The 6,495-nt window shown below is 68.1% G+C and carries 5 protein-coding genes, 1 tRNA gene and 1 pseudogene; 1 reads left to right on the top strand and 6 read right to left on the bottom strand.

Annotated elements, in window-relative coordinates; genetic code table 11:
* Positions 1 to 22 precede the first annotated feature (22 nt).
* Positions 23 to 99: transfer RNA gene (locus ACHFFZ_RS12350), tRNA-Pro, on the top strand.
* A 588-nt stretch (positions 100 to 687) separates the two neighbouring features.
* On the opposite strand, the gene murJ is transcribed toward ACHFFZ_RS12350, so the two are convergent.
* The 6 genes and pseudogenes from murJ to ACHFFZ_RS12380 form a co-directional block, all read right to left on the bottom strand.
* Entirely contained in the window at positions 688 to 2,454 is a 1,767-nt protein-coding gene (murJ, locus tag ACHFFZ_RS12355) for a murein biosynthesis integral membrane protein MurJ (RefSeq protein WP_394276906.1), read from the bottom strand.
* Positions 2,455 to 2,552: 98 nt separating this feature from the next.
* The gene (locus tag ACHFFZ_RS12360; protein ID WP_394276907.1) at positions 2,553 to 3,836 is read right to left on the bottom strand and encodes an aspartate kinase; all 1,284 of its coding nucleotides are present in this window, start codon (positions 3,834 to 3,836) and stop codon (positions 2,553 to 2,555) included.
* Positions 3,837 to 4,015: 179 nt separating this feature from the next.
* A complete protein-coding gene (locus ACHFFZ_RS12365) occupies positions 4,016 to 4,294 on the bottom strand; it encodes a GNAT family N-acetyltransferase (protein ID WP_394276908.1) in 279 nt (92 codons plus the stop codon).
* Positions 4,295 to 4,311: 17 nt separating this feature from the next.
* Entirely contained in the window at positions 4,312 to 5,313 is a 1,002-nt protein-coding gene (locus ACHFFZ_RS12370) for a Gfo/Idh/MocA family protein (RefSeq protein ID WP_394276909.1), read from the bottom strand.
* 101 nt (positions 5,314 to 5,414) lie between these two features.
* A pseudogene (locus tag ACHFFZ_RS12375) lies at positions 5,415 to 5,975 on the bottom strand (DUF5915 domain-containing protein); the annotation flags it as partial.
* Positions 5,976 to 6,163: 188 nt separating this feature from the next.
* Positions 6,164 to 6,495 (bottom strand): hypothetical protein (locus ACHFFZ_RS12380; RefSeq protein WP_394276910.1); only part of this gene is annotated, 332 nt, incomplete at its 5' end.

A 6,495-nucleotide genomic window follows, 5' to 3' on the forward strand; every position in this document is an offset into this window, starting at 1 on the left:
GGCCTTCGGGCCAGACAAGTGCCGGGGTGTGGCGCAGCTTGGTAGCGCGCGTCGTTCGGGACGACGAGGTCGCAGGTTCAAATCCTGTCACCCCGACCAGCACACAGTGCGTGGGTTTCTTCGGAAACCCACGCATTTGTCTTTTCCGGGCCATCGCGGCGCAGGGTTCGCGGGAGCGCAGGGTTTGCGGGATCCTCGAGCCCATCCACAAACCACATTGCGGACGGACCTCAGTGCGGACGGCGCAACGAGAGCCCCTCAGGACGTGGTTTCTGGACGGGCCCCGGCCCAGCCACAGTGGCCCAAGTTCCACACCCGCAGGGATGGCACGTTCAAGTTCACGATCCACGACTTAAAACTTAACAACTGAACGGGAGCTGTGGAAGGCCCCTCCTGCGTTGACCCGGTCAGACGACCACCATAGACTTGTCAACAGATGACGAACCCCCGAGCGTCATCGACACAACGGAACAGCAACCCCCCGAGTGCTGTTCCCGCATCGCAAGCCCCGAACCCCCGAGCGGGACTTGCATCAAGGAAGGCCCCGGAAACGCAATCCGGGGCCTTTCTGTTTGTACTGGGCGGTTCGAACCGCCCAGTACAAGAACGCTCCGCACACGAAGACGGCCCCTGGCACCAGCACGGGGCTGGCACCAGGGCCGTGATGCCACCTCGGCCCGCTCTGTCTCAGCGGGCCAGGTGCAGCCGATGCAGGATCGGGTTGAAGACCTCGTCCACCTCGCGGATGTGCAGCAGCTTCGAGACCGCCAGGTAGACCAGCCCGAAGGCCAGGCCAGCCAGCGCGCAGGTGGCCAGCGAGAGGGTCCAGGAGCGGCCGAAACCACTCATGCCGTGCACCACCAGCCAGGCGGTGCCGCCACCCAGCACGGAGGCGATCACCAGCCGCGTCCACAGCCGCAGCACGCCGGTCAGGCGCAGGCCGCCCATCTGGCGTCGCGCCACCGCGATGAAGACCAGCGACTGGGCCCAGTTGCCCACCACCAGGCCCACGGCCACCAGTGGCAGCACCCAGTGCGCCGGGGCGAACCACAGCGCACCCAGCGCGAAGGACACCTGGATGGCGGTCAGGAAACTCTGGTAGGCGAGGTTCTCGCGACCCGCCTCGCGCGCGAAGCAGTAGCGCTGCTGCAGCACCGAGAAGCCGTAGCCCAAGATCCCGAAGCTCATGATCTGCAGGGCCAGCACGACGGGCTGGGCACTGCGCTCGGGCAGCCGCAGCAGGACGTGCACGATGGGCTCGGCCAGCACCAGGATGCCGACACTGGCCGGGATGATGAGCACCGCCGGCATCGACAGCGCCCGGGTGAGCAGGCGACGCATCTGCTTCAGGTCGTCGGCCTGCCAGGCGCGCGTCATCTGCGGGAAGAGCGCGGTGATGATGCTCACCGTCACCAGGCCGTGCGGCAGGGTGAAGACGAGCATCGCGAAGTTGTAGGAGGTCAGGCCACCCACGGGAGGGCCGCTCTTGCTGGCGTGCTCCACGACGGCGGTGAGCACCTTCTGCACCACGATCCCGCCAGCCAGGGCGACCAACAGCGCGGTGAGGGTCCAGCCGACCATCCTGGAGGCCGAGCCGAGCCCGGAGCCGCGCAGGCCGAAGCGGGGACGGTAGCGGAAGCCGCTGGCCACCAGCGGTGGGATGAGCACCAGGGCCTGGACGGCGATGCCCAGGGTGGTGGAGCCTGCCAGCGTCCACACCATCGCCGGGCTCCACCGCCTGGGATCGGTCTGCTCACCCCACTGCACGAGGAAGGCGACCAGGCCGGCGATCTGCACCAGGTTGGCCAGCGCTGGCGCCCACATGAAGGCGGCGAAGCGGTCACGGGCATTGAGCACATTGCCCAGCACCGAGTAGAGGCCGTAGAAGAGCACCTGGGGCAGGCAGATGTAGCCGAACAGGATACTCAGGTGCGTGGCCGCCGGCGGAAGGTCGCTGGTCCAGCGGATCAGCCACGGCGTCATGAGTGTGCCCACCACCGTCAGGGCCAGGATGGCACCGAAGGCGGCGGTCAACAGCTTGTCAACGAACTCCTGCCCGCCGTCCTCGTGCTTCATCGCCGCCGTGATCTGCGGAATCAGCACCGCCTGCAGGATGCCGGCATTGAGCACCGTCAGCAGGTAGTTGGGCATCGTGTTGGCGACATTGAAGGCATCGGCCGCCAGCGAGGTGGCCACCACCGCCGCGAAGAAGAAGTTGCGGACGAAGCCCAGGATGCGGCTCACCAGGGTGCCGGCCGCCATCAGGGCGCTGGAGCGTCCCACCGACGGGCCGGACGGGGCCGCTGACGTGGCCGGTTCGGGCTCCACGACGGGCTCCTGGGAAGGATCCGTCGCCGCCTCGTCAGGGCTCGGGGGCTCGTCGAGGCTCGCGGGCCCGTCGACGGTGACCTCCCAGCGTCCCCTGCACGGATGGTCGACCTGCCCGATCACCATGGTCCGGTCGGTGTCGGACGCGACTCGATGGTGGGGCCCGACTCCACCGTCGGGCGCCTCACCTCCAGCCGTCGACCCGTCTCCCCCCGAAGACGTGGTCACCGGCCGGTGCCGGCGTAGACGACGGCCTCGCCCTCAGCGTCGAGCCCGAAGGCGGTGTGGGCTGCCTGGACCGCCCGGTCGACATGGTCGGCATCGACGACCACCGAGATGCGGATCTCGGAAGTGGAGATCATGTCGATGTTCACGTCGGCATCGCTGAGCGCGCGGAAGAAGGTGGCGGTGACGCCGGGGTGGGAGCGCATGCCCACACCGATCACCGAGACCTTGCCGATCTGGTCGTCGTAGAGCAGCTCGTTGAACTGGATCTTGTCGCGCATCATGTTCAGCACGTCGATCGCCTTGCGACCGTCGTTGCTGGGCAGGGTGAAGGAGATGTCGGTGCGCCCGCTGGCCACCTGGGAGACGTTCTGCACGATCATGTCGATGTTGATCTCGGCGCGCGCGATGGTGTCGAAGATCTCGGCGGCCTCACCCGGACGGTCGGGAACACCGACGACGGTGATCTTGGCCTCGGAGCGGTCGTGGGCGACGCCGGTGATCAGTGCTTGTTCCATGGTGCTTCCTTCGGTGTCGTTCGACGGGGCGGGCAGGTCCTTCACCCAGGTGCCGGGCTTGTCGGAGAAGGACGAACGGACGTGGACGGGGACGTTCTCCCGGCGCGCGTACTCGACGCAGCGCAGGTGCAGGATCTTGGCACCGTTGGCGGCCATTTCCAGCATCTCCTCGTAGGAGATCTCGGGGATGTGCCGGGCTCCGGGCACGATGCGCGGATCGGCGGTGAAGACCCCGTCGACGTCGGAGTAGATCTCGCAGTACTCCGCGCCCAAGGCGGCCGCGAGCGCGACGGCGGTGGTGTCGGAGGCGCCACGACCCAGGGTGGTGACGTCCTTGGTGTTCTGGCTGACGCCCTGGAATCCGGCGACGATCACCACATTGCCCTCCCCCAGGGCCTGCTCGATGCGGCCGGGGGTGATGTCGATGATCCGCGCGTCACCGTGGGTGCCGGTGGTGATGACGCCCGCCTGCGAACCGGTGTAGCTGCGGGCCTCGGCGCCCAGGTCGGACAGGGCCATCGCCAGCAGCGCGGCACTCTGGCGCTCTCCGGTGGTGAGCAGCATGTCGAGCTCTCGCGGCTTCGGCTGGGGGCTCACCTGCAGGGCGAGGTCCATCAGCTCGTCGGTGGTGTCACCCATCGCGGAGATCACCACGACGACGTCGTGGCCTGCCAGCTTGGCGTTGAGGACCCTGCGGGCAACGCGCTTGATCGATGCGGCGTCGGCCACCGACGACCCACCGAACTTCTGGACGATCCGTCCCATGACACCTCCAGCTCTGTCGGCCCCGGTCTGGGAGCCGTGCACCACTCTAGCCAGCGCCACCTGTCGAGACGCTGACATCCGTCCTGTGGGAGCCCCGAAGATGACCGGACCCCTGCCGCTGCCCGGGTGGGCGGCGACAGGGGTCGGTGCAGTCAACGGCCGCTGGCCGGGGCGAGGACTCAGGCCAGCAGGTCCTGGTACTCGGCGTTCTCGTCGATGAACTTCTTGATGAAGGGGCAGCTCGGCTTGACCTTCTTGTCCACGGCGCGGATCAGGTCCAGCGTCTGCTTGACCATCTCGGTGCCGACGCCCTGGCCGGCGTACTCGTCGTCCACCTCGGTGTGCTGCAGGTCCAGGACATCGCCCTCGGGCTCATAGGTGACGAAACCGGCCCGCTGGCCGTCGACGGCACCCTCGTAACGCTTCTTCTCGTTCTTCAGTGCAACGGTGATGTTCATGGCTCCATCATCCCCCATCAGATGCCCTGTTCGTGCTGCTCTACGCCAAGGGCATGAAGAGCCTGTTCCAACTGGGCCATCACGGCCAAGGTCCCGTCGAGCGGCAGGACCGGGCTCTCGGTGAGCCCGGCACGCAGGCAGCGGTTCACCTCGTCGATCTCGTGGCTGTAGCCGGTGCCCCTGGCCTCGGCGCGCACCGTGCGCTGCTCGCCGCCCTTGACGTGCACCACGGCCTCGACGGGGTGGTGGAAGCGGGGCTTGACGTCGATCCAGCCACGCTCGCCGGTGATCGCGAAGCGACCCGGCCCGGCGGCCTGCAGCGAGACGGCCAGGCTGGCGATCGCGCCCGACTCGTAGCCCAGGGCGATGGCGGCCTGCGACTCGACCCCATTGGGATAGTGCGCGCCGGTCACCTGCATCTGGTTCGCATCCGCCAGGAAGTCCTGCGCGAAACTGAGCACGTAGACGCCCAGGTCGAGCAGGGCACCGCCGCCCAGTTCCTTGGCGAACAGGCGGTCGTCGGGGTTGTAGTCGCGCTGCGCGAACAGGTCTCCCTGCACGGCCCGCACGGTGCCGATCTCGCCCGTCTCGACGATGCGGTGCAGTTCGCGGGTCAGCGGCTGCAGCCGGGTCCACATCGCCTCCATGCAGAAGACGCCGGCGGCACGGGCCGCCTCGACGACCTCGCGGCTGCCGGCCAGGGTGGCGGTGAAGGACTTCTCCACCAGCACGGCCTTGCCCTGGGCAATCGCCATCAGGGCGACGTCCCTGTGCTGGGGGTGCGGGGTGGCGACGTAGACGACATCCACCTCCGGGTCGGCGCACAGCTCCTGGTAGCTGCCGTGGGCGGTGGGGATGGCGTGGGCCTCGGCAAAGGCACTGGCGCGTTCCTGGCTGCGCGAGCCGACGGCCTGGACGACCGCCCCCTCCACGTGGGCGAAGTCCTTGACGAAGACCTCGGCCATCCGGCCGGGTCCGGCGATTCCCCAACGGATGGGACGGTCTGGTGTGATCTGCATGCCCCCCAGCCTGTCACGCCCCCGCGATGCCCCGCAGCATCCCGGACTCGCCGGTGCCCCGCCGAAGAACCGGCGGGGCACCGTGTGCGAGGAGGGTGCGATCAGGCCTTGGCGACCCGCACCTGCAGGCCCAGGTCGGACTCGACGGCCCAGCCGTCGGCAGCCTCGCCCTCGCCGATGCTGGTGGCCAGCACCTCGTCGGCGATCAGCTGCTGGTGGGCGCGGATGGCCTCGGCCAGGTCGCCGGTGGCCGACCACTGCAGGCTGATCCGGTCGCTCACCTCGAGCCCGGAGCCCTTGCGGGTCTCCTGCACGAAGCGGATCACGTCGCGGGCCAGGCCCGCCTGCACCAGCTCGGGGGTGAGCTGCAGGTCGAGCGCCACCGTCTCGCCCTGCTCGTTGACCACGCTCCAGCCCTCACGCGGGCGCTCGGTGACGATCACCTCGTCGGGGCCCACCTCGACTCCCCCGTCGAAGGCGACGGTCGCCGTGCCGTGCGCGGCCAGGCTGGCGGCGAGCTCGGCGGCATCGGCCTCGGCGATGGCCTTGGCCACCTGCGGGGTCTGCTTGCCGAAGCGCTTGCCCAGGGCCCGGAAGTTGCCCTTGGCCGAGTAGTCGACCAGGTCGCCGGCCGAGGCGAACGACTCGACGGCACCCACGTTGGCTCATACATTTGCACGCCGACCCGTGAGAGCTTTCCTAGCCGCGAGCGTGGCGGACGTCAATCACCCTCGCCTCGACACACACGGGCCGTACCAAAATCGCTACAATGTGCCCATTCGGACGGTTCGCTCACAATCTATCTTCAGCATTAGCGGCACGGCCGTCGAAGTGTGAGAGTGGTCGTTCCTTAACCCGGGCTACTCGCGTTGATGCCACTCACGCCTGCGACGATCTCGTCGCGGGTGGCCTGCGGCAACGGCGTCCCGTCAAAGTGCACGACCAGCGGGTCGATCTGGCGCCCGTCAGACCCGAGCGTCTCGGAGTACCTACGTGCCTCGTCGACGCTGGCGAACTTCATAAGGGTGAGATACTCATTTCCGACCGCTTGGACGCAGTTCACGGGCGCTGCGCAGGCCTGCGCCGTGCGGTCCTCGGTGTCGAGGTAGGGCCAGTCGGGATTCGGCGCCCTCCGCGCGAAGGTATCCACCAAGTCGATCTTACTTCGACTCCAAGCGAGAG

The sequence above is a fragment of the Luteococcus sp. genome (assembly GCF_043424415.1).
GTDB lineage: Bacteria > Actinomycetota > Actinomycetes > Propionibacteriales > Propionibacteriaceae > Luteococcus.